24 protein-coding genes are annotated in these 23,144 nt (G+C 51.8%); 8 read left to right on the forward strand and 16 right to left on the reverse strand.

Features of this window, described 5'->3' with window-relative positions:
- Positions 1 to 16: 16 nt before the first annotated feature.
- From ACF8D4_RS13680 to ACF8D4_RS13700, 5 genes are all read left to right on the forward strand, one after another.
- Positions 17 to 550, forward strand: coding sequence for a PepSY-associated TM helix domain-containing protein (locus ACF8D4_RS13680; protein ID WP_392465319.1), 534 nt, complete (start codon positions 17 to 19; stop codon positions 548 to 550).
- Between the two features lie 70 nt (positions 551 to 620).
- Positions 621 to 1,154 (forward strand): DUF2271 domain-containing protein, encoded by a 534-nt coding sequence (locus ACF8D4_RS13685; RefSeq protein ID WP_025010275.1) that lies wholly within the window; start codon positions 621 to 623, stop codon positions 1,152 to 1,154.
- Positions 1,155 to 1,157: 3 nt separating this feature from the next.
- Complete coding sequence (locus ACF8D4_RS13690) at positions 1,158 to 1,982, forward strand: DUF4198 domain-containing protein (protein ID WP_243882086.1); 825 nt, start codon at positions 1,158 to 1,160, stop codon at positions 1,980 to 1,982.
- Between the two features lie 192 nt (positions 1,983 to 2,174).
- The gene (locus ACF8D4_RS13695; RefSeq protein WP_392465279.1) at positions 2,175 to 3,248 is read left to right on the forward strand and encodes a hypothetical protein; all 1,074 of its coding nucleotides are present in this window, start codon (positions 2,175 to 2,177) and stop codon (positions 3,246 to 3,248) included.
- Positions 3,249 to 3,437: 189 nt separating this feature from the next.
- Positions 3,438 to 3,749, forward strand: coding sequence for a hypothetical protein (locus ACF8D4_RS13700; protein WP_392465281.1), 312 nt, complete (start codon positions 3,438 to 3,440; stop codon positions 3,747 to 3,749).
- Positions 3,750 to 3,855: 106 nt separating this feature from the next.
- On the opposite strand, the gene ACF8D4_RS13705 is transcribed toward ACF8D4_RS13700, so the two are convergent.
- The 16 genes from ACF8D4_RS13705 to hyaA all read right to left on the reverse strand — a co-directional run bounded on the left by ACF8D4_RS13705 (position 3,856) and on the right by hyaA (position 20,701).
- Positions 3,856 to 4,320: a hypothetical protein gene (locus ACF8D4_RS13705; RefSeq protein ID WP_025010279.1), complete on the reverse strand. Its 465-nt coding sequence runs from the start codon at positions 4,318 to 4,320 to the stop codon at positions 3,856 to 3,858.
- An 87-nt stretch (positions 4,321 to 4,407) separates the two neighbouring features.
- Entirely contained in the window at positions 4,408 to 5,259 is an 852-nt protein-coding gene (locus ACF8D4_RS13710) for a hypothetical protein (RefSeq protein ID WP_392465282.1), read from the reverse strand.
- A gap of 301 nt (positions 5,260 to 5,560) precedes the next feature.
- Positions 5,561 to 6,574, reverse strand: a complete 1,014-nt coding sequence (locus ACF8D4_RS13715) for a suppressor of fused domain protein (RefSeq protein WP_392465283.1) — start codon at positions 6,572 to 6,574, stop codon at positions 5,561 to 5,563.
- Between the two features lie 390 nt (positions 6,575 to 6,964).
- Positions 6,965 to 7,408 carry a DUF2000 domain-containing protein gene (locus tag ACF8D4_RS13720; RefSeq protein WP_044734545.1) on the reverse strand — a complete coding sequence of 148 codons (444 nt, stop codon included), beginning with the start codon at positions 7,406 to 7,408 and terminating at the stop codon, positions 6,965 to 6,967.
- A complete protein-coding gene (locus ACF8D4_RS13725; protein WP_025887308.1) occupies positions 7,405 to 7,959 on the reverse strand; it encodes a hypothetical protein in 555 nt (184 codons plus the stop codon). Before ACF8D4_RS13725 ends, ACF8D4_RS13720 begins: the two co-directional genes overlap by 4 nt.
- Positions 7,960 to 8,597: 638 nt before the next feature.
- Entirely contained in the window at positions 8,598 to 8,945 is a 348-nt protein-coding gene (hypA, locus tag ACF8D4_RS13730) for a hydrogenase/urease nickel incorporation protein HypA (RefSeq protein WP_025887310.1), read from the reverse strand.
- Positions 8,945 to 9,949, reverse strand: a complete 1,005-nt coding sequence (hypE, locus tag ACF8D4_RS13735) for a hydrogenase expression/formation protein HypE (RefSeq protein ID WP_107352072.1) — start codon at positions 9,947 to 9,949, stop codon at positions 8,945 to 8,947. Before hypE ends, hypA begins: the two co-directional genes overlap by 1 nt.
- Positions 9,949 to 11,073, reverse strand: a complete 1,125-nt coding sequence (gene hypD, locus ACF8D4_RS13740) for a hydrogenase formation protein HypD (protein WP_025887312.1) — start codon at positions 11,071 to 11,073, stop codon at positions 9,949 to 9,951. Before hypD ends, hypE begins: the two co-directional genes overlap by 1 nt.
- Positions 11,060 to 11,308 (reverse strand): HypC/HybG/HupF family hydrogenase formation chaperone, encoded by a 249-nt coding sequence (locus ACF8D4_RS13745; protein WP_025010286.1) that lies wholly within the window; start codon positions 11,306 to 11,308, stop codon positions 11,060 to 11,062. Before ACF8D4_RS13745 ends, hypD begins: the two co-directional genes overlap by 14 nt.
- Positions 11,308 to 12,165 (reverse strand): hydrogenase nickel incorporation protein HypB, encoded by an 858-nt coding sequence (gene hypB / locus ACF8D4_RS13750; RefSeq protein WP_345854844.1) that lies wholly within the window; start codon positions 12,163 to 12,165, stop codon positions 11,308 to 11,310. Before hypB ends, ACF8D4_RS13745 begins: the two co-directional genes overlap by 1 nt.
- 75 nt (positions 12,166 to 12,240) lie before the next feature.
- Entirely contained in the window at positions 12,241 to 14,697 is a 2,457-nt protein-coding gene (hypF, locus tag ACF8D4_RS13755) for a carbamoyltransferase HypF (protein WP_208134522.1), read from the reverse strand.
- Positions 14,697 to 16,580, reverse strand: a complete 1,884-nt coding sequence (locus tag ACF8D4_RS13760) for a NiFe hydrogenase (protein ID WP_392465285.1) — start codon at positions 16,578 to 16,580, stop codon at positions 14,697 to 14,699. Before ACF8D4_RS13760 ends, hypF begins: the two co-directional genes overlap by 1 nt.
- Positions 16,567 to 17,166, reverse strand: coding sequence for a HyaD/HybD family hydrogenase maturation endopeptidase (locus tag ACF8D4_RS13765; RefSeq protein ID WP_025887315.1), 600 nt, complete (start codon positions 17,164 to 17,166; stop codon positions 16,567 to 16,569). The genes ACF8D4_RS13760 and ACF8D4_RS13765 overlap by 14 nt, the downstream gene beginning before the upstream one ends.
- A gap of 7 nt (positions 17,167 to 17,173) precedes the next feature.
- Positions 17,174 to 17,845, reverse strand: a complete 672-nt coding sequence (gene cybH, locus ACF8D4_RS13770; RefSeq protein WP_025887317.1) for a Ni/Fe-hydrogenase, b-type cytochrome subunit — start codon at positions 17,843 to 17,845, stop codon at positions 17,174 to 17,176.
- Between the two features lie 12 nt (positions 17,846 to 17,857).
- Positions 17,858 to 19,561: a nickel-dependent hydrogenase large subunit gene (hyaB, locus tag ACF8D4_RS13775; RefSeq protein WP_208162255.1), complete on the reverse strand. Its 1,704-nt coding sequence runs from the start codon at positions 19,559 to 19,561 to the stop codon at positions 17,858 to 17,860.
- Positions 19,562 to 19,564: 3 nt separating this feature from the next.
- A complete protein-coding gene (gene hyaA / locus ACF8D4_RS13780; protein ID WP_062793451.1) occupies positions 19,565 to 20,701 on the reverse strand; it encodes a nickel-dependent hydrogenase small subunit in 1,137 nt (378 codons plus the stop codon).
- 320 nt (positions 20,702 to 21,021) lie between these two features.
- Here hyaA and ACF8D4_RS13785 point away from each other — a divergent pair, with 320 nt between their 5' ends.
- From ACF8D4_RS13785 to ACF8D4_RS13795, 3 genes are read left to right on the forward strand one after another with little or no spacing between them, the layout of a single operon-like run.
- Positions 21,022 to 21,519, forward strand: coding sequence for a TlpA disulfide reductase family protein (locus tag ACF8D4_RS13785; protein ID WP_238336452.1), 498 nt, complete (start codon positions 21,022 to 21,024; stop codon positions 21,517 to 21,519).
- A gap of 3 nt (positions 21,520 to 21,522) precedes the next feature.
- Entirely contained in the window at positions 21,523 to 21,747 is a 225-nt protein-coding gene (locus tag ACF8D4_RS13790; protein ID WP_037436894.1) for a DUF4266 domain-containing protein, read from the forward strand.
- Positions 21,738 to 23,087, forward strand: a complete 1,350-nt coding sequence (locus tag ACF8D4_RS13795; protein ID WP_392465288.1) for a DUF3570 domain-containing protein — start codon at positions 21,738 to 21,740, stop codon at positions 23,085 to 23,087. The genes ACF8D4_RS13790 and ACF8D4_RS13795 overlap by 10 nt, the downstream gene beginning before the upstream one ends.
- The last annotated feature ends 57 nt before the right edge of the window (positions 23,088 to 23,144 follow it).

The following is a 23,144-nucleotide window of genomic DNA, read 5'->3' on the forward strand; positions in this document are numbered from 1 at the left end:
TCATATCTATGTTTCCATGGCACTGCTGCTGTTGATGCTGTTCTTTGCCTTTACCGGTATTACTCTCAATCATCCGGATTGGTTTATCCGCCAGGGCGGAGAAAGCCTGGCATCGGAAGAAGCCCTGCCGGGATTTTTGTTGCCGGTGAATAGTGAAGACCCGGATTGGCGCGAAGCCACTGCGCATTGGCTCAGTAGCCACTGGGGAGTGGATGGTCAGAGTGCCGAGTTCAGTGAAGATGAAGTGGCGCTGGTGCACAAGGGGCCGGGGCGCTATCAGAGCATTACCCTGGATCTGCTGGACGGGAAAGCCTATGTCGAGCAGATAGATTATGGTCTTATCGCAGTACTCAATGATCTGCATAAGGGGCGTAACAGTGGCACCCTGTGGGTCTGGATGCTGGATCTTTGTTCAATTCTCATCATCCTGTTTTCCCTGACCGGTGCTTTCCTGCTGTTGCCTCAGAGCCGTAGATTGAAAAAATCCTTACTGGCCATGGTCGGTGTCAGCAGTGCCTGTGCCCTTATCTATCTGCTGTTTGTTCCCTGAGTTCAAAGTGACAGACGGCAAAGCATGAACTAGTACCCCCTACCTTTGGTGTGTTGTGAATGGAGAATGTATGAGTGGCAAACCTTTGAAAACCAGATTGTCTCTGTCCTTGGCGGTATTACTGAGTAGCAGCTTAACCCTGGGGCAGGCCCAAGCCGATTCGCTGGAGATTAATCTGACACTGCCGGAAATCACCACGGGCCAATACCACAGGCCTTACACAGCCGTGTGGGTGGAAGATGCCAAAGGGCAGAGCGTGCGAACTTTGAGCCTTTGGGTTATGCAGGAAGGCGAGGGGTACAAGTGGCTGAAAGACATTCGTCGCTGGTGGCGCAAGGCCGGGCGGGATGACATGAACTTTGTCGATGCCATTGCGTCGGCAACACGGCCTGCGGGCAAGTATCCCATCAGCTGGGACCTCAAAGATGACCAAGGGGGCCAGGTTGCCAACGGCAAATATACCTTGCTGGTGGAAGTGGTACGAGAGCACGGTGGCCGGGATTTGGTACGACACAAATTTCAGCTCGACGGCAAGCCTTTCAAAGCTGAAATAGCGCCCACCATAGAAACCGGCACGATTAGCCTTCAATACCTAGTGGAGTAAAAGATGATGAAAACAAGCAAACTCTTGTTGGCCCTGGGGGCCTGTCTGTTGGCACAAACGGCGCAGGCCCATGACAGATTTATACTGCCCAGCCAGTTTAATGTCTCTGCCGATCCCGGCAAAGGTGTGTGGATCACTTCAGATGTCAGCGCCAGTAACGAAGTCTTCCTGTTTGACAAACCTTTTGGCTCTGAAGATGTGCAAATCGTTACTCCGTCCGGCACCAAGGAGCGACCATCCTCGAGCTATCGCGGCAGCCGTAAGTCTGTGTTTGACTATCGCCTGACCGAAGACGGCACCTACAGATTCGAGAAAGAGACCCAGCCAAGATATATGTCGCGCTATAAGCTCAAGGGCCAGCAAGACAGCGTCCGTAGCCGTACTGACAAGCAAACCACCAAGGCGATGATGCCAAAAGGGGCGTACGATCTCGAAGGGGCGCTGTATTTCTCACGGGTCGAGTCCTATGTCACCCTCAACAAGCCAAGTGACAAGGCTTTTGAAGTGAAAGGGGAATACCTGGAACTCAAACCCTTGACCCATCCGGCTGACATAGTCGAGCAGGAACCCACTGAGCTGCAATTCTATTTCCAGGGTAAAGTGATTGCCGGTGTGGAAGTTGCGATTGTGAAGGAAGGCACGCTTTACCGTAACCAGAAACAGGAATTGACGCTGACCTCAGACAAAGAAGGCAAGGTGAGTTTTGAACTGCCCAGCGCCGGCCGCTATATGTTGCATGCATCATTCGAGCAACCTAACGCCGACACTCGTCTTGCGGATAAGACAGTCAGTGAAATTTTCCTCACTTTCGAGGCCGGTCTGCAATAACCTAAATAGTTCGAAGCAGGCACTTTCAAGTCCTATCACCTTGTGAGTGCCTGTCAGCACGGGGAGTTAAGCGCAAGCGTGCGCCGCTTGCCCGGGTTCGCATTTTGCTTGAATGCCAGGTGCAGGCCATTGCTTTTCATCGAATCATCCCCTAGGCTGCCAGCTTTCGATCATCAGGATAAGGAAACAGGGATGGCAGTCAAAACCTTTGTTTATGCTTCTGCGTTGTTAATGGCCAGCACCTGCGCCTATGCCAGTCAAGATGGCATGACCAAGCAAGAGAGCAGGCTTATGGCCGGTGTATGGCAGGGCACTTTGGGAAAGACGCAGATCCGCGCCTGCATTAACGAATATGGCGATTCAGGTAGCTATTATTATTTGAAATACTTGATGCCTATCAGCCTGGAATTCAAAGACAACCATTTCCAGGAGCAAGATGACAGCGGTCGTTGGCGACTCTCTCTTCAAGATGATCAGTTACAGGGCACTTGGTATCTGGCGCAAAGGGATAAAACCTTACCTATCAGCCTCAGCCGAGTCACTGCCGCCGATGGCGCAACAGACTGCAGCAGCGAAGCCTATAATCAGGCCTTGGAAACCCGGCCCCAAATAAAGCGCGGTGCCTGGCAAAGTTTCAACAACGCCTTGGAATTTCGTGAGCTTACCTACGGTGGTGAGATGGGGCTTGAACTTCGGGGCGCGCAAGCCGGGCTGAATAAAATCAATCATTGGCTTAAACAACGCCTTACCAGCGTTGAGTTGCTTGAACTCTATTACGAAACTCGCAGAGACTTTCTCGGGCGCATGGGCACAGCTTTCAGCGACGAAACCGCTGTAGAGCTGAGTTTTGCTAACGACACCTGGCTCAGTGTCAGATTCTACCGTTGGGCCGCAGGGCATGGCGCCAGCGGAATATCGATTAACTATACCAATTTTGATCTTAATACAGGTGAGCGTTTTCACCCTTGGCAATGGTTTTACGATACTGACCCCGATAAGCAGACACATCAGTTGCCATCTGGGCTGCAGGCCAAATGGTTCCCAACTGGTGAACAAGAGGAAGATCCCGAGTTCGATTGTGGTAGTACAGAATATGGTGCAAAGGGCTATTACCACTTAACTCTGGAAACCCAGGATGGGCTGGATGGGCTCAGATTCTGGGAATATCCTCGCGGTAACGGCTGCGAAAATGAATTCTTTTTACCTTTGAGTGACGTGGCGCCTTATCTCAATCAAACTGGTCGCCAGCAACTGGGATTGAAGTAACTGCGTGAGTCAAAGCGTAATTTCTCTGATGTTTTTTCAGGTATTGTTCAGACCAGCTTTTCCATAGGCGGGCAAACTGTGCTGAGGTTTAACGTCGTCACTCACCTTGACTCTCACCATAGGGATAGATAAAAAATAGTAAAGGTTTACGGGTAGGGAAGCCATTTCATCGAAAACAAGGAGAGTGTGATGCAAGGATTAAAGGGATTTTTATTATCTTCTCTGTTGGCATTGCTGGTGGGTTGCAGTTGGGCTGCCTTGGCGGGCATTGTTGGATTACTCCTGTTGCCTTCCATGTTTCCATCCAAGAGTTGGTTGGATCTGACCTATATGGTGGTGGGGACTATTTTAATGCTACAAGCACTGATAGCCGGTTGCTGGGCAGGTTGGCTGAGGGGGAGTGGTGTACTGATTAGGCACACTCTTGCCAAAGATTCGTTCTGGAAAACCAATCTATTTAGTGCCGGAGCGATATTATTGTTGTTCCTGGTGTTGCTTTAGAAGAGGTTAGAATCTCAGCAGCAATAGGTTGGCTTGATAGGATAGCTAGTAAGCACAACCTTTGACTTGATTTTACTGTTACGGCCAAAGAAACCTGAAGGCAGGGTCATTGCCAGACGCAAGTATCGTCCAACTGGGATTCAGGGTCCATGTTGAATTCATAAACCTTATTTTTATTTTTCGGTTTATATTCAAAACGGTAAAAATTTGCCCCTTGAACAACAATGGTATAGTTTCCAGATGTCATTCCATCGACCTTTTCCAGGTATTTATAGGTATATTCGTAGGGTCTCCCTTCGGTGATTTCTATGCCTTCAAGACTCGTTTGCTCAAGCTTGATGACATCTGAGCCATTTTTATACCAAACCAGGGACTCTTTGCTCTCTTCATTGCCAAAGGAAAAAGCCAAGTATATTGGATGGGCTTCATCTTGAGACACGAAGCAATACCAATCAGTGGCATGTGCTTTGGTACAGGGAGTCGATATAAGGAGCATAAAAGGAACTAGCAGCTTCAGACCTTTGGGGAAGCCATTGCACTTGCTCGCTGGAGCTCTATACTTGTTGTTCATGTTGAGTTCGTTTCCAAGATAGATCTAATTGAGCCAAATAGACAATGGCTCTCTGCTTACTGATATGAGCGCTTCTTTGACAATTGTCTAATGAGAAAATATTTGCGCCGCAGCCGGCATGTTCAAATCGATGAATATAGCTTGCATCTGCTCAAAATCTATATCCAGGTTACTGTTTTTTATATCATCAAGAGCTGCAAGGTAGAGGCTTTCATAGTCTTCATCTTCCAGGTAGTTTTCAGAGATATATTCCCAATACTCTTGATCATAAAGAATTGCTATATCAAAATCATCAGTGTAGAAGTATTTAGCTGCAGGAGGAACATTTTCGAAGCACTCTTGATATAACCAATCATGGTCGGACGTTCCTGGTAGCTTGCAATTTACATTCAACATTTCTAGCAGGTACTTTATCAAGTAAATTTGAGTTGCATCTGTGCTGGATTCACCAAAATAATCTGAGTTTATGATCTGATCTAGCGCTTGCTCCAAGATCTCATCAGTTACATTAAAATGCTGAGTGATAAATTCTAGATACTCTTTCTGATTATTTCGGCAGCCCATAAGTAGGAATATGTTGTGATCTAGTGGAAATTTATTCTCAACGAGTTTTTTGAAAACATAAAAACTGTTCTCATACTGTGTTATTGTGAGTATCCCTTCAGGGAAATCAACTTTGAGCTGTTCAGGGGGGAAATGATTCAGGAATACTCCAATGCAGTCTTCCTTTAAATAATGTTCTATATCACTCATCAATAGTTGAAGAAAGATAACCTTCTTTTCTTCATTGTTTTTAAACGGGTAGTTGTTTAGTAAATGCTCAAAGCCAGCTGGTATTTGCGTGGAAATAACATCGTACCACATGTCATCATAGCTATAGCACTTTAATTTATCAGCTTCTTTATTTCTTATAGCGTTAATTAATTGTTCGTTATTCATGGTTTTTATTTATGAGATATGGATAGTGAAATATAGCAGCGTCTTTAACTTGGCAACTATTGGTGGCAATGCTAAATTATTCTAACTTTGGATTTCAATGATACAGTCATCTGTGCTTCTGCAAGCGCCTCGGGGCTCAAGGCTCAAGCTTCATTCGCAGTAGGTACACTGACAACAAGCACAGGCTGTTAATAAGGTGTCCTCAATGTATCTCAATGAGAACACCTTAATTACTTTCAGTGCGGGTAGCTGGGCTGTTAACCGACTTGTGTCAAGAGTCAAATAAAGCCAGAGCTACCTATTACCACACTTCAATTCTAGTTGATATCCCGGCTTCGCCATCAGCTACAATGTCGATACTTTCCGGTATAAAACTATCTGCTTGATAATTCGGTGAGGCCGAGTAGTTACTTATGTTTCCTTGCTGGGCCAGCTCCATGACCTGTTGATCGAACACTTTTTTGCTCAGTGAGGCCGTCTTTGGTAGATAGACCACATTCATTGGATCGTCCTGACCACCAAACTTCAATGGGAAGAGATAGGTTTTTCGTAACATACCTTGAGCTGCGAGCTCTTCTGCCTGTTCTCGATTGTCGATGTCCGAGTAGTTAATGGAAGCGGGATTTAACACCGAAGGTCTGTTAATGACACTGACTTGCTTATCGTTCGATGCAAGGAGTTTGGCTAACAGCTTGTCTCGACCGTTTTTCATTGACCAGGCCATCTCATCGTCAGTAATCACAGTCGCTATCAGTAGTTGGCCTTCACCATTAGGTAATGTGAAGCTACCTGGCAGCGGACTGTGTGCCTGGGTAATAAGTACATTGACGTAATCGCCGTCTCCCACCACAACATCTTCAATAGTTAGGCCGTTGTACTTTTTGACTCTTCCCAAAAGGTCTGCATCGTTAAGCATTTCCGCATTGACGGCCCATTGCAACAAACCTAGTGGCCAATCTGCCTCACCTTGGGTAAGTACTATAATTTCGTATCCATAACCCGGCCGCTCAGGATAGACAGGAACTGTTTCTTTCTTTGTCAGAGTCAGCTCAATGTTACCATCTGTTTGATTAATGTTTTGGGGCAAGTACTGGGTTGGCATATCCGGATTGGTTAAACCAAAAGTGGTGTAAAGCCATAGGTCGTCACCCAATTCGCTGGCTTTAGACTTAAACAAGCCACCACCTGGCCATACACCTGTCATATGACCCAGTTTAAGGATTTCATCTGGGAACAGGCCAAATTTCTTTTCGAATACAGCCGTTCTAGCATCATATACGTTATCCCATAATATCTCTTGGTTTACTTCTGTCACTATATTACTTCCTTTTAATAAATTTGGACTTGATTCGCTATCGAAAATATCAGTCCAAAAAATGTATCTTATTATCTTTTACTATTAGATTTTCAAATGGTTGTTTATATCTAACCTGCCATCTGAATTTGAACATCGATTTTCAATCGATTACTATCCAAAATGGTTCAATCGGGTTGTGGGGGGTGAAGGTTCATCTCTTAGATGCAATACTAAACTTAGCAGAAATATATTGCTTTTTGTTTTCAATGCTCTCGCTTGCGGCCTCATATAGGGCAATCTAAACACAGTATTCCAGATGAAAGTTGCCCTCGTTGTCGGCTAATTCATTGATTTTATCTGCCTCAGAATCTGAAGATTGTAGTATAGCGCTCCGTATCTGCTGTCCTACTATTTGAATAAACTGAACTTACCGGTAAACTCTTTAAGCACTGTCGTATCGCCGAACATACAAATACCAAAGTATTCCAGATCTTGCTCGGATGTCTCAGCCGTTGCTTTTACCTGCTCGGCGGATGTTCCTACTATCATGGTGTTTGTAAAGTCAGTGAATGGGATATTTCGTTGCAGGAGTTCTTCACGGACTTTTCTGATCTTGTTCGAATTGTCAGCCTTAAGAACGATAAATGGATAATGGGATATTGATGGATGAATACCTTCTTCCTTATCCCGATATTGCAGAAAACAGAGTCTGTCTAAGTCATTTACTTCAGCGACCAGTCCGGCCGTCATATGACCCAGGGCATTGTACAGGCGCCCCATATCAACTTTCTTATTTAGTACGGCGACAAATCGTTTTGTGTTTTCATCTGGTAGAGAGGTGAAATCTATCATGGAATTTCCTGGTTTTTAAGGGCGGTATCTAGCTTGTTATCCGGAAATGGTTTTAAATATTGGGAAAGGTCATCTGCCTCTGCCTTTATACGAAAATCTGCAAAGTAAACAACCATTGGATGAGGGTCCTTTAGCATTTCATTGACCTTAGCCTTACCTAGTTTACGATGAAGAACACCTATGACACGTAATAGCGGATGTTCAGATTTAATACAATCATGAGCGGATAGGCTCAATGACTCGAAACATATAATTTTGAAGTCATAACTGCTGAACTCACCTGCTTCATATAAACTCCCCATAGTTCTTTCTAAGCCATCTACTGATTTATGTTTCAGGCAATCTGTTGGGGTTAACTCATGAAAATATGCCCCTTGTTCCGACCAAGACTCATAATCAGTAAGACTTATGCCTTGCTTGCCATCAATGACAACCCAACTTCGAGCAATTTCACCTTGTCGTCGATAAGAAGTTGTAAATATTTCAATTCTGCCTTTGATGGATTCAGCAAAATTTTCTTCAACTCGCTTTTTAAGTTTAGACCATTGCATAATTTCTACTTTTGGCAGTTGAAAGGTGTATACGCGCTTTAAATATATTGCTTGCTAATTCAGTAAATAACGGTTTTAAGGTGTCGACTATATACTCAAAACTTTCCTTAATAGCAATAAATATAATGATTCCCTATGAAAGCAAGTGTCGGTTGCCGTGTTTCTCACGGATGAGTTAAGCCAGAGCCCCGCTGTTTGTTGTGTATTGGTCAAGTTAAATTGGCCAACACAGGATGAGTTTAATCGCGTAGATTAAGGGAGTCGTGTCTGCGCTTAAAATAATTATCCGCCATAAAGTATCCGCCATAGCTACCGCACGGGCACGAAACTGACTTCGTCCCTGAATTTGCCTGAAGGCGAAATGATGCCAGCCATCCCTGTATTGGCTGTTTTTATAACTAATTGAATTATCGTTAGAATAACCAAGTTGGCTTGGCGAAACAAGCCGCAAGCGCAGCCATGGTTTAGAAATGAGACTCTAAAGGCTTTTACTGACGGTAAGACAGTAATGGGGGAAGGAGTGATGAAAAGGCCAAAGATATATGGCCAAAGGCATTACCGAACGCGATAGCCTTTGGCCTTAAGTTTTACAGCGTGTAGCTCAACACAGATAGTGGTGCCGCTTTGTCTGGGCAGGCTTAATCTGTGATTAACTCGAGTTGCATCAATAGCATATCTTCACCGTCTATGACCCGGGTATCCTGGCTGTGGCAGTGAGGGCAGATGACGGTACGTTCCTCTGGGGTACTTTGCTGCTGGCACTGATTGCAGGAGAGCGTCAGCGGCGCTATGTCGATATCGAGCACGGCATCGTGGCAGACGCTGTGCTCACGAAAGGTGTTGAAGGCGGTGCGAACCAACTCAGGCTCGACGCCACTCATGGCGCCTATCTTGATGGCGACCCGGGCAATGCCCTTGGCGCCGTGCTCGGCGGCGAGTTGCTGGCACTGCTCCATCAGGGCGCTGACGATAGAATACTCGTGCATCAACAGATCCTCGGCAACAGCTCGCCCTGTGGCAGATCCAAATAACGGCGACTGCCCCAGGCCGATTCAAGCACCACTTTACCAGGATGTTGTTCGCCTACTTCGCCTATGATGCAGGCCTGGTCGCAATGACCGAAGCGGCGCATGATTTCGACCGCGCCTTCGGCGAGTTCGCGGGGCAGGGCGATGACAAAGCTGCCTTCGTTGGCGAGATCCCAGGGCTCAAAACCGTAGAGTTCACAGACGCCGCGTACCTCATCACAGACGGGAATGGCGGTTTCTCTGAGGGTAATGCCCTTACTCGAGGCCTTGGCCCACTCGTTGAGCACGGCCGACAAGCCGCCGCGGGTGGCGTCACGCATGGCGTGGATCTCCAGATTGGCGGCGATCAGTTGCTCCACCACATTCCAGAGCACGGCGCAGTCGGAGCTGAGTTCAGACTCCAGCTCCAGCCCTTCACGGGCACTCAGGATGGCGGCGCCGTGACGCCCTATGTCCCGCGAAAGCAAGATGGCATCGCCACTTTTGAGCGCATGAGCCGAAATGCCCGGCTTGAGAATGCGGCCTACCCCCGAGGTATTGATGAAAATGCCGTCGGCGCAGCCTTTGGGCACTACCTTGGTATCGCCGCAGACGATGCGGGCTCCGCATTGAGACAGGGCATCGGCCATGCTGGCGACTATCTGTTTCAGGCGGCTGATTTCAAAGCCTTCTTCTATGATAAAACCGCAGCTTAAATATTGCGGCTCGGCGCCCATCATAGCTAAGTCGTTGACTGTGCCAGCAATGGCCAGCTTGCCGATGTCGCCGCCTTTGAAGAACAGTGGCGCCACGGTAAATGAGTCTGTGGTAAAGGCGCAATCGCCGCCAAGATGCAAACAGGCGGCGTCTTCTTCGCGTCTGAGAATGGGGTTGTCGAAGGCATCGAAAAACAGCTTGTTGATCAGCTCAGCCATTTCCCGGCCACCGCCGCCATGGCTCAGTTGTACTCGTTTATCGGACATCAGTTTACTCCGGCATATCTGTAATAGGCATTGCAGGCGCCTTCAGAGCTGACCATGCAACTGCCGAGCGGTGTTTGCGGGGTGCAGCCGCGGCCAAATACTTTGCAATCCTTGGGATTGGCCATGCCGCGCAGAATATCGCCGCATTGGCAGGCTTTGTGATCGTCTATCTGTTTCACCGGCAAGCGCTCGGCAAAGCGGCGTTCGGCATCCCTGTGACTGTATTCGGGTTTCAGCATCAGTGCCGAGTCGGCAATGGGGCCAAGGCCGCGCCAACGAAAACTGGGGCGTACCTTAAAGAACTGCTCTACCTTTTGCTGCGCCAATAGATTGCCCTGTTCGCTGACGGCGCGTTGATACTGGTTTTCCAGTTCACAGCGGCCGCTGACTTTCTGTTTGACCAGCGCGAGAATGGATTGCATGACATCCACCGGCTCGAAGCCCGAGACCACCACAGGGGTGTGATAACGTTCCACCGCCGGACGATAGATGCGGGCGCCGCTGATAACGCTGACGTGGGCCGGGCCGATAAAGGCGTTGACCTTGGTCTCGGGGTGGCTCATTACCGCATCTATTGCCGGTGGTACCAGCACATGGTTGATATGAAACAAGAGGTTACTAAGGCCCTTGGCTTCGGCTTGCTCCAGCAGTATCGCCGTCATCGGCGTGGAGGTTTCAAAGCCGATGGCAAAATAGACTATGGTCTTGTCCGGGTTTTCTGCGGCGATTTTCAGCGCATCGAGCGGGGCATAGACGGCGCGGATATCATGGCCTTCGGCGCGCACAGAGGCGAGTGAACCCTTGGAGCCGGGAACCCGGATCATATCGCCCAGGGTCACCAAGATCACATCATCGAGGCGGGCGAGGGCGGCGGCCTGATCTATCCGCTCCTTGGGCATGACACATACCGGGCAACCCGGGCCATGAATGAAATGGATATTTTCCGGCAGCAGCTGCAGCAGGCCATATTTCATTATGGTGTGGGTGTGGCCGCCGCAGACCTCCATGATATTGAGTGGCTCGGCCAGCTTGGGAGCCAGTGCGGTGATTTCCTCGGCCAGATTACGGATCGTGGCCGGGCAGCGAAAGCCGTCGTACAGTTGCCTGAGTTCAAGCTCTGCCATCTTCCGCCTCCAGTTTGGCCGCTATCTCACGGTACAGCGCCAGGCTCTCGGCGGCAGATTCGGCATCTATCTTGTTCATCACAAAGCCGATATGGATAAGCACATAGTCACCAATGGCAAGCGGTTCATCCAACAGATGACAGCTCACAGTGCGTTTAACCCCCAGAGTTTCCACGGTAACGCTCTGGCTTTCGGGGTGCAGCTCCACTACCTGGGATGGGATAGACAAACACATCAGCAGGCCTCCGAAGTGCGCTCGGCAAAGGCGGCGAGCTGCTTATCCAGCCACAGGGCGACCCGGGTCAAACTGGCGGGATCTTTGGTAGAGACTTCCAATACCTCGGCCTTGGGGTTGAGTTTACTCACCTGGGCGCGGGCCTCGGCGACATCAAAGTCAAAGTAGGGCAGCAGATCGCACTTGGTCAGCAGCACCAGATCGGCGCGGTGGAACATCACAGGATATTTTTCAATCTTGTCGTCGCCCTCGGGGATGGAAACCAGCACAATATTCATGTGGGTGCCCACATCATAACTGGCCGGGCACACCAGGTTGCCGACGTTCTCGACAAAGCAGATATCCATGTTGTCGAGCGCTTGCTGGTGCAGGGCACCGTGCACCATAAAGGCATCCAGGTGGCAGGCGCTGCCGGTTTGGATCTGAATCGCTTCTATGCCCTTGGCCTTGAGGCGGTCGGCATCCCGCGAGGTTTCCAGATCGCCCTCAATGACGCAGTATTTTTTGTCTGTATAGGCACCAAAATGCTCCAGCAGGCTGGTTTTGCCACTGCCGGGGCTACTCATGATATTGAAGGCCATCACCTTGTGGGATTCGAAGTGTTCACGGTTGTGCTGAGCTTCGATGTCGTTTTTGTCGAGGATCTTGTGGATCACCGACAGTGTCTTGCTGTCGTTCAGCTGTGGGTTGGTGTGTGCTGTGCCTTGGCTGTGAGAATGGCTGTGAGAGTGCTCATGGGAATGGCCATGAGAGTGACTGTGACCGTGCTTGTGATCGTGTCCGTGAGAATGACCATGCTCGTGAGAATGATGCCCGCCGTTGCCCCTGGGCAGTGAACATCCGCAATCTTTACACATAATGAACTCCCTTTGGTTCCTTAATCTGAGCATGCGCCGCTTTGGCGGCAGATGCCTTGATATCAATCAGTAATTTCAACGTTCGACCAAGCTCTGTGTGAGCCCGGGTTGATGTAATCCATACCAGAGCTGCCCGAGGGCGATACCGCCATCATTGACCGGCACCAGGCCGGGTTTCAAGCGGTGAAATTCAAGCCGGGCGAGTTCCCGGTGGCAGTATTCACTGAGAAGCCTACTTTGAAACACGCCGCCGCTCAGTACCAGCGGCAGCTCGTCTATTCCTTCGGCCTTGAGCCAGTTACGGGCCTTGAGCGCCGCGGTAATAATCCCTTTGCCTATGGCCTGAATAAAGGCCAGCGCCAGCAGTTCACTGTCCGGCTCGGTGCGCCAGGCTAGCAGCAGCGCCGAAAATAACGGCGCGCTTTGCCACTGCCCAAGCACCAGTTCGGCGCGAGTGTTAGTCGGCTCGAGCTCATGTTCAAGCTTCAGCTCTAAGCCAAGCTTCTCAACCCTTTGCTGTTTCCCGGCGGCAATGGCCCTGCGGGCAAGGGTTTCCAGGATAATCCCGGCTTGGCCTTCATATTGGCTGAGTCTCAAGTTCGCCAGCAGCGCGGCGGCGGCATCGAATAAACGGCCGATGGAATGGCTCTTGGGACCTATGCCACTGTTGGCGAGCTTGCCAAGGTTTGTCAGCTTGGCTGCAGGCTCGGCGGCAAAGACCGCCAATTGCTGCAACTCTTCAATGCCATGGTTTTGCAACAGCAGGCTATAGAGCAGGCGCCAAGGCTCGCGAATGGCCTGCTCGCCACCGAGCAGTGTCATCGGGCTCAGGGTTGCCAGGCGCTGAAAGCCCTGACAGTCGGCCAGTAGCAGTTCGCCGCCCCAGAGCTGGTTGTCATCTCCAAGCCCTGTGCCATCAAAGCTGAAGCCCAGCACCTTGCCGCTGTAATCATTGGCTGCCATCACCGCCAGCAGATGGGCGAAGTGATGCTGCACCTCAAGCTGCCGACCCCCTTGACGCTCGGCCCAGCGGCTGGACGCATAGTCGGGGTGTTTATCGCGGATGATGGCCTCGGGCTCAAAGTGGTACAGGCGATGGAAATTCTGCAAAGTGCGCTCAAAATAGCCCTCGGCCTCAACACTGAAAAGATCGCCGATATGGGGGCTGAGATAGAGCTGATTACCGATATTGAGCGCCAGGGTGTTTTTCTGTTGTGGGCCCACGGCCAATAGCGACGGCAGCTTGTTGGAGCAGTTGTCTTCTGTACTCCTATTCGCCAAGCTTTTGCTTACTATGTTCATGCTCGCCAAGCTCTTGCTTGGCAGGCTCAGCGGTGCATAACCGCGGGCGAGACGCAGTACTTGCAGTTCATCATCCAGCATCTGCACCACAGAGTCGTCACAGCCGTTGATGATGGGGCGGTTATGATCCAATACTGCATCGACCACAGCCAGAGGTGGTTTGCCGAGTTGCTGCAGCACTTCGTCGCCGTCTGTGATAATCGGCTCGCCGGAGCGGTTGGCACTGGTGGCCACCAGCGGCCGCTGCAGGCCGTCGAGCAGCAGGGTATGCAGCGGCGTATAGGGCAGGAACAAACCCAGCCGATCGATATCCGGCGCTATGGCGCTGCTGAGTGCCGGAGCGTCAGCCTGGTGTTGCTTCTTGGCCATAAGCACTATCGGCCGCTCCTGACTACTGAGCAGTTGCCACTCGGCGCTCGAGCCTTCGGCATACTGTTTGGCGAACTCGATTGAGGGCATCATCAGTGCCAGCGGCTTGGCCGGGCGGCACTTGCGGCGCCTAAGTTCAGTGACTGCGTCATGATTACCGGCATCGCAGATCAGATGAAAGCCCCCTAGGCCCTTGATGGCGAGGATTTTGCCCTGTTCGATAAGGGCAATGGTTTGCGCCAGCGCTTGCTCTCTCTTGGCGAGGATTTCGCCGCCTGCGCCACGCAGTGTCAGCTCGGGGCCACATTTGGGGCAACTGACCGGCTGGGCGTGATAGCGCCTGTCCATAGGGTCTTCATAGGCTTGGCGGCAGGCATCACAAAGGGCAAAGCCCGCCATGGCGGTATTGTGTCTGTCGTAGGGCAGGTTGCGGATAATGGTGTATCTGGGGCCGCAGTGGGTGCAGTTGGTGAAGGGGTAACCGAAGTGGCGATTGTTGGGATCGCGAATCTCGGCCAAGCAGGCATCGCAGCTGCTCTTGTCGCTGCCCACAGTGACTATGGCCGCCGCTTGCCCCGCACTGCTGTGCGCTATGGTGAAATCTTGCAAGTCCTGCACTTGGGCATGGCTGACGGTGAGCTCATCAATGCGGCACAGCGGCGGGCGCTCGGTATCGAGCGCGGCTCGAAATCCTGCCAGCGCCATCTCCGGACCTTGCACCAATATGCTGACGCCCTGGCCATCGTTGAGCACATGGCCCGTGAGCTGAAAGCGTTTTGCCAACTGGAAAATCCAGGGGCGAAAACCCACCCCCTGGACTATGCCTTTGATATTGAAGCTTTGGGCAACAAGCGCTGTCATCAGCGCCTCCTTTGCCTGAGCCAAAGTGCGCCGGCGGCGAGCAGGGCGCCATCGAGATCGAGCAGTTGACTGGCCGCCAGCGGGAAGTTTTTGCCGATGCGGATGGCGATTCTCTTGCTCAGAACCGGGTTGGCCATGGCGCTGCCGGCCAGAAACACACAATCTATACCAACGCTGAGATCCAGATGCTCGACCCAGTTGGCCAGATAGTCAGCCAGAGAGTCCTGGGCGGCGAAGCAGAGCTTGGCGGCATCTGTGTCACCGGCGAGGCGGAAACTCATGACAGTGCCCAGCGTTTTGCACCAGTTAAGGCCGCGCACCGCTTCGCCCTTGGCCAAGGGGTAATCGATTCGCGGTGCGTTGGCGCCCTTGTAACTCATGGCGGCGGCGATAAAGGCATCTTTAAGCTCAGTGGCCGACTGACCCTGCTGACCAAGCCCACTGATGATGGCGATAACGGCCCATAGCGCATCCAACCCGGGGAAGGCGGATGGCTGCTGACTGCCAAAATCCAGCAGGCGGTTATAACACTCGGGGAATTGGCTTTTGAATTTTTGCACCACAGTGCGCTGCGGGCTTTGCTCCAGTGCATGCACTATCTCATAGCCACTGGCGGGCAGTTGAGTCAGCTCAAAGAAGCACTCTTGTTTGCCGTCCTTATCCAGATAGCGTATCTGAGATGGATTCGAGCCACTGAAATAGAGCAGTGCGGCTTTTTTTATACCTGAGAATTCGGCCAGCAGCGCGTTGAAGGCGCATTCGGCGCCGTGAACGGTGGCCACTTGCCAGATATTCGCGTCATTCTCCGTGGCCGCTCTCAATACAATTTGCGGCTCTTTTGGAATGCCCAGGCTTTGAACGGTCGCCACTGATTTGCCGAACCTTGCCTCATCGTGCAGGGTTTCCGGCAAGGCATGGCCTGAGCTTGCCTTACTCAGCCGCGCCTGGTGAGCATAGAGCGGCAGATAGTGACCGGCTATCCAGCATAGCTCCACACGGGATGGCTGGGATAACTCGACCGCAAACAGATAATCGCAGCCCTTGATACGCAAATACTCGCAGATGATCAGCAGCAGTCTGCTATCGGCAAACGCCACTGAGTACAAGGGTTGTGTGAGCCTGGGGTGCTGCGAGCAGGGTCTTAATTGCAGCGCAGGTTTTTCCATCGAAGAAAGCGCCAGCACTTCGGCATCGGTCAGCAGGAAGTGGGCGTTGAGGCTATTGGGATTGCAGCAGATAAGTGTTTGGCCGCTGGGTATGCCCTGAGGCATATCATCTTGTTTGCGACTCAGTTTTAGGCGCCGATTGCCGCTGTCGGTGAGCGTGAGCGATTTGCCCTCAAGCAGTTGCTCGGCCATGGCGCGGATATCGCTTGGTTGCAGGGCGCAGAGTTCCGGCTCAGCCAATACCGCCTCTTCGCCAAGGCAGTGGGGGCAGGGCAAACGGATATTGGCAAAATCAGGGTGTTGGTTATCGCCCAAACGAGGCTGGCAGTACTGACAAAACGCCAGGCTCGGCCGAGCGGCTACATTGGGAAGAACGTCGGCTAAAGCCAGTGGCGTGGCGGCGCCGAGTCTTTCCTCTGCCAGTAAAATACGTGAGTCCAGCAAGCTGGTGCTCAAGAGAAAATCACCCGCAATTTCATCGGCGAGCTGCTCAAGCTCACTCTGGCTCCCCTCGGCTTCGAGAATATATCGCCAGAGGATCCTGGGCGCCTGATGATTCTGCTCCAGGGCGGCAGCAGTGCTTTGCTTGGCCGCGGATTTCAACGGCAACAGGGCGACAGTGATATTCAGCTTATCGTAATTAAGATATTGGTTACATAAATACCCATACCAAGGCTGCTGCGAGGCGCAGTCAAATTCGAATCTAACGAGTTTCATGGGATGTTTCCGGCAGTTTGTCTTCTTCATCGACCTTTGCTGCTACAGATAGCTTTGGGCGATAGGAGTGGGGAATAAGGGCTTCTATGTCAGTGTTACCGGTTTTTTGGCATTGCCAGCCAAGGTGCTGCAGATAGTTGATAAGCGTGGTTTCCATCAAGGGCACGGCGGCGGCAATTTGCGGTGTGAGCCCAAGGGTCATGGGTTCAATCACGGTTGGGGTGATCCCAAGCACCATGGTGTGGGGCCTGTCGCCAAGCATCTCCATCATGATCAGGGTTTGCAGCATTTCCACTTCGTGGGCGCTGCCTTGCCAGTCGATTTCAGGCGGAGCCTTATCGAAGTCGAAGAAATAGACTTCGCCGGGTTTGGCGCCTGCTGCATTGACTGTATCGACCAAGAGCAAAGCGTCGTACTTGGCGATGATAGGGGTAAGCCCCTGTGCCAGGGTACCGCCGTCGAGGAGATCGAGCTGATCGCTTGGGTGAGTAAATTGATAGTTTTCATTGAGGTAATTGACAAAATGTACGCCGATACCTTCATCGGCGTACAGGACATTGCCAATACCCAGCAGCAATATCTTCATCTGACCTCTAGTGCTTGTCCGGGTGATAGTCATAACCTGAGACGATAGAGTCCACTGAGTTATGTTTGAAGCGGATACCTGTCCAGACTGCCATATAAACGTGGATAACCACGAAGATGACAAAGGCCCAGGTCAGATAATGGTGCCAGATCCTGACCATGGCCAGGCCACCCATCTGCGCCGTGATCCAGCCGGAGATATCCCACAGCCAGCCGCCCATACCTTGATGGTAGACGTTGGCATAGAGTACCAGCCCGGTAATACAGATCACCGCAGCCATTACAGACACAGCCAGATAGGTCATAAATTGCAGTGGGCCATAGACACCGGCCTTGTTCAGCTTACCCATCCACAGATAGGACTTGAGCTGAACTATCCAACTCTTCACGCTCATCACATCCCGAAACGAGCGCCGCTCAATATCGCTCTTGCTGAAGAAGAACAGATAAGCGCGGGCCAGGGTAATGGCACAGAGGATAAAGCCGAAGATCAGGTGGGCAAAGCGGATCCAGCCTTGCACCAACACATCACTGGACTCAGGCGCTACCAGAAACGGCCAGGCGATATAAAAGCCTGTCATCACAAGTACCAAAATCGCCAGCGCTCTGAGCCAGTGAAATATCCGGATCGCGGCGCTGAATACTATCTCCTGTTTATAGGAAACACTCGATGTAGCCATGACGCTTCCTCCTTAGCGGGCATTGGGATCGATACGGAATTCGCCCAAGGATTGCCCCTTGTAATCCATCACGTGTACGGCGCAGGCCATACAGGGATCGAAAGAGTGAATAATGCGGATCACTTCCAGCGGCTTGGCGGGATCTTCAAGTTTCAAGCCTATCAGTGATGCCTCATAAGGCCCCATCTGTCCCTTGGCATCCACAGGCCCTGCGTTCCAGGTGGTGGGCACCACGGCCTGATAGTTTTCCACCAGTCCCCCCTTGATGCGGATCCAGTGACTGAGCATACCGCGGGGCGCTTCAATCATGGCATGGCCGACATACTCTTTGTTGCTGTCGAGCTCAGGCTTGATATAAGTGCTGTCGTCACTCTGGATATTGGTCAGCAGGGCGTCGAAGGTGCGCAATCCCTCTTTGGCCACAATCGAGGTTTGCAACATACGCGCCGCGGTGCGGCCAAGGGTGGTGAACAGGGCTTCAATCGGCAAGCCGGTACGTTGCAGCAAACCATTGACGGCATCGACTACCACTTGATTACCTCTGGCATAGTTCACCAGCAGGCAGGCGAGTGGGCCCACTTCCACAGGTTCACCTTGGTAACGGGGGGATTTCACCCAGCTGTATTTGTTGTCACCATCCAGGGTCGGCAGTTTGCCGTAAACCGTGTCGCGCTCTACAAAGCCGGTGTAATCCGGAATTGTGGTGCCATCGTAAGGGTGTTGCGGCTTGTCGGCCTTGTACCAGGCGTGGGTGACATCTTCAGCAATCAGATCCGGGTTGATATCGGTGACACCGGCCAGGTCGCCCTTGAGGATAACCCCTTGTTCAAACAGATACTCACCATCGGCTGTGACAAAGTCATTGGTAGCCATAAAGCTCTTGATGTTAACGCCGCCCAGTACCGAGGCTTCGCCGCCGAAGGCTTCGGCCGCCATCACGATATCGGCCTTGTAACCACGCTCGATAAAGTCAGCCACAATGGCATGTTTTTGTTTCCACTCCTGTAATCTTGCCGGGCTCAGCATGTCACGCACCGAGGTAACACCGCCGACCACCAGAGACTGAGGGTGAGGCTGCTTGCCGCCGAAAATCGCCATCATCTCTGCCGCAACCCGCTGTACTTCCAGTGCCTTGAGATAGTGCGACAGGGCAATCAGGTTCTGCTCTGGGGTGAATTTATAGGTACCGTTACCCCAATAAGCGTTGGCGAAAGGCCCAAGTTTGCCGGTTTCGACAAAGCCTTTGACTCTCTCCTGAACGGCCCTGAGTTCACCTTCACCGGCGGCAATCGGCTTGTCTGTGTACTTGAGTGCTACTTGAGCCGCCTTGGCGGGATCGGCACTGAGAGCGGAAACCACATCCACCCAGTCCAGACCATGCAGATGATAGAAATGCACTATATGGTCGTGCATAAACAGTGAAGTGTGCATCAAGGAGCGCAGATAGCGGGCGTTGAGCGGAATTTTCATCCCGAGGGCATTTTCCACCGCTTCGGTGCCGCAGCGATAATGGGAATAGGTACACACACCGCAGATCCGCTGCACGATAAGGCCCACATCCATAGGCGTACGGCCCTTGAGGATCACCTCAATACCGCGCCACAGGGTGGAGGAAGACCAGGCTTTTTGCACCACATTGTTTTCATCGACTTCCACCTCAACACGCAGGTGGCCTTCGATACGGGTAATGGGATCTATGACTACACGTTGGTTCATTGATTAATCCTCCTTCGAACCGGCAAACAGACTGGCAACCGCATGGGCGCCGATACCCACCACAGTGGCACCGAGAATGACAGCGCCTATGGTATCGGCGGTGGCATCCAGGCCATGCAGCAGTTGTCTGCCAAGAGGTTTTTCAAAGTCAGCCATGTCATCCCAGAAGTTGGGCTCGGAGCAGCCCATGCAGCCATGACCGGCCAGCACAGGCCAACTGGTATGGTGATTGAAGCGCTCGGTCGGGCAGTTGTTGTAGGTGTAAGGGCCCTTACAGCCTACCTTGTAGAGGCAATAGCCCTCTTTGGCACCGGTATCGCCGAATTCCTCGACAAATTCACCGGCGTCGAAACGGCCACGGCGCTCGCAATTGTCGTGCACCCTGGCACCATAGGCCCACTTGGGCCGATTGAACATGTCCAGGGCAGGGAGCTTGCCAAACATGATGAAGTACATCAGGGTGCCGACAATATTCTTTTCACTCGGTGGGCAGCCACCCAGGTTGATGACCGTCTTGTTGACCACTTCATGGACGCCCTTGGCACCGGTTGGGTTGGGCGCTGCCGCCTGAACCCCGCCGAAGGAGGCACAGGTACCCACAGAAATTATCGCGGCAGCGCCTTCGGCGGCGTGCTTGATGATTTCAAGCCCGGTGTGGCCCTTACAGCCGACCGTTAAGAAGGCGCCGTTGTTGGCCGTTGGCACAGCCCCTTCAACCGCCAGCAGGTAGTTGCCTTTGTAGGCTTCAAGGGCGTGCTCCAGATTCTCTTCTGCTTGCCAGCCGGCGGCAGCCATCAGGGTCTCGTGGTATTCCAGCGAGATATGATCGAAGATCAACGAATCCAGATTCGGCGTGTCGGCACGCACCAGAGATTCGGAGCAACCTGTGCACTCGGCCAGGTGCAACCAAATCAGAGGTACCCGATCGGCCAGTTCGGCAGCTTCGGCCACCAGGTTGGAGAAGGGCAAGGGCAACGCCAGCATGGCGGTAACCGATGCACTCCACTTCATAAAGTCACGGCGGGTCAGGCCGTGATCCAGCATACGTTCCTGTAAAGATTTGTCCTGGCGGGCGGGCAGCTGACGCAATTTCTCCAGCCGTTGCCGTCCTTGCTCGTAAAGGGCTGCATGTGTGTCCATGGTTGAACCTTTTATTTATAAGAATGTAATAGCTTTTAACTCACACAAATCACGCCTATGAGTGTAGGTCGCAACTGACTCATTAAAGTTGATATGCATCAAGATTTCTGTCTGGGTGTGATTTTTGATATGTTTACTTTTTCATTACATGATCGGGATCAAAATGGCTATTGTTAATAGTGGACAAATTGTCCAACTATCTCTTTTTGGGCATTTAAGATTTGCTGATTGGCAAACTTAAAATCCTTATCTATCCGTTTTATGGCTGTTTTTTTAAAGTAGCAGCCACAGACTGCAAGTTTACGTCGAGGAACCAACTGATGAAGGCCAAAAAATTGTCGCAACTGTCATTTGTGATACTCATGTTGCTTATTTGTGGTTTGGGACAGGCGGAAACGCTGCAGTCCCCATTGGCGCTGGCGTTAAGCCGTGATGATGGAACTCAAGTCAGCCTCAATGACTACAAGGGTAAGGTGATTTATTTGGACTTCTGGGCCTCGTGGTGTGCGCCATGTCGCAAATCGTTCCCCTGGATGCAGCAGATGCATCACAAATACCGAGAGACGGACCTCGCCATAATCGCGGTGAATCTGGACACTGACTCCCAATTAGGTAGAGAGTTTCTCCAGCAACTGGATGCCGACTTTGATGTGCTTTATGACCCTGAAGGGCGACTGGCGCGCAGACTGGATTTACAGGGGATGCCCTCAAGTTTTCTATTTGACCGGGATGGAAAACTGCTCGGTAGCCATGTTGGTTTTTTCACCGAGCGACAAAGCCAGTATGAGGCTGAACTCAAGCGTGCGTTAAAGGAGTAACAGATGCGTAGGATGCGTTTATTGGGCTTATCGCTTATTGCCACTCTTGGGTTGACAGCTTGTGCTCAACTCGGGGTTGAACCTTGGGAGAGGGATCAGTTGGCGAGAGAGGATATGTCGCTGGCACACGAAAGGCTGGACTTGGCGCTGGACGATCATATCTACTTCAGTAAAGAGGGAGCCAGTGGCGGCCGCGCATTCGCCGGAGGAGGCTGCGGATGCAATTGAAGCGGCAAAATGGTGAAACCAATATTGCCGCAGCGCTGACACTGGCCAGCAGCTCACTGCTTGCCAGTGGTGCGGCGTATGCCGCAGACAATAACCTCAGCTTCCCGGATAAAAGTGCTGACAAGGCTACCGATTGGCAGTTGGAAGCCGCGTTGATGTTTTACGGCGAGCAGGACAGGGTGACGACTCTTGAAGGGGTACTGCTGGCCAAAGGCGAATTTGATGATAGCAGCGGCCTGGATATCAAATTGGTGTTCGACAGCCTGAGCGGCGCATCAGCCACGGGCGCCGTAATGCAGCAACAGAGCCAAACTCTGACCCGGCCTTCCGGTAACGGCGAATATCAGATAGCCGCCGGTGAGCAGGTGTTGGATGACAGCTTTGATGATAAGCGGCTGCAACTGAGTGCCGATTGGTACAAGCTCTTCGAAAATAGCTGGCAGCTGGCCGGCGGCGTTTATGGCTCACGGGAATATGATTACACTTCGCTCGGCGTCAATGGCGCCCTGGAGCATAGCTTCAACAAGAACAACAGTACCGCTTCCCTGGCGTTGGCTTATGGCCTGGATACCATAGATCCGGTCGGCGGCCGACCTTTGCCGCTTGCAACCATGGCAAGAAGAGTGGACTACGACTCGGAAACGGCCTTCAGACAAGCCTTTGAGGCCAGTAGAGAAGGCGGATCGGATCATAAGCAAACCCTGGATCTGCTGCTGGGTTTTACCCAGGTGCTCAACCGTCGCTGGCTACTGCAGGGCAACTATGGTTTTTCCCTGGTTAAGGGGTACCAGACTGACCCCTACAAGGTGCTGAGCCTGGTGGACAATCTGGGTGTCACCCAGAGTTACCTTTATGAATCCAGGCCGGACTCACGGCAAAAGCAGAGCCTGTTTTTGCTGCTCAAGGGAGCGCTCGATAGGGGCGTGCTGGACCTTTCCTGGCGCTACACTTTTGATGATTGGCAGCTGGATTCCCACACGCTGGAAAGTCACTTCAGGCATTATTTTTCTGATGGCTTCTATGGTCAATTGCATCTGCGCTATTACCGCCAGAGTGCGGCATCCTTTTATCGGCCCTTGTTGCTCCGGAATGAGGGCTCAATCCCCGGCTATTCAGCTGAATTCGCCAGCGCAGACCACCGCCTTGGTGAGCTGCAAGCCTATACGGTCGGAGTTAAGCTTGGGCATAAGCTCGGCGAGGGTCGCGAGCTCAGCTACCGCCTGGAATATTATCAGCAGCAGAGTGAAAACAACGGCACCTTATTGCCCGGTGAGCTTGGCAATATGCAGCTGTTTCCAAGACTCAGGGCGGTGATTGCCCAGCTCAGCTACCGCTTTTAATCAACAGAAAGTGGAGGGAAGCAGCCTTTGACCAAGAGCCACACCTCAGCGCCAGAG

This window comes from Shewanella sp. YQ_9 (assembly GCF_043103185.1).
Classification (GTDB): Bacteria; Pseudomonadota; Gammaproteobacteria; order Enterobacterales; family Shewanellaceae; genus Shewanella; species Shewanella algae.